The following is a 343-nucleotide window of genomic DNA, read 5'->3' on the forward strand; positions in this document are numbered from 1 at the left end:
ACCATGACCTACTTCGAGACGGACATGCCCGTCACCAACGCTTACACGGAGTCCATCAACCGACTGGCCAAGGACAAGAACCGTGAAGGGCGCGGTTACTCCTTCGAGGTGATGCGGGCACGAATGCTCTACACCACGAAGCACAAGAAGAAGGCACCGACTGCGAAGGTCTCTCCTTTCTACAAGAAAACCATCGGTTACGGACTGCCGGACTTCGCAGAGGAACTCAACTACGGAGTCGATCTATCAACCATCTGAGGGTGGTATCAGATTGATGGGGTGAAGGTGCCCCATCAACCATTAAATCCGTATACCCTAAATTTTTAGATAATAAGGACACAAT

General features: G+C 50.7%; 1 protein-coding gene. It reads left to right on the plus strand.

The window, feature by feature from the left end:
- A partial coding sequence (locus JIG41_RS01565) for a transposase (protein ID WP_026949905.1) occupies positions 1-258 on the plus strand: 258 nt, incomplete at its 5' end.
- Between the last annotated feature and the right edge of the window lie 85 nt (positions 259-343).

This window comes from Pseudoalteromonas sp. bablab_jr011 (assembly GCF_016464045.1).
Taxonomy (GTDB): Bacteria; Pseudomonadota; Gammaproteobacteria; order Enterobacterales; family Alteromonadaceae; genus Pseudoalteromonas; species Pseudoalteromonas lipolytica.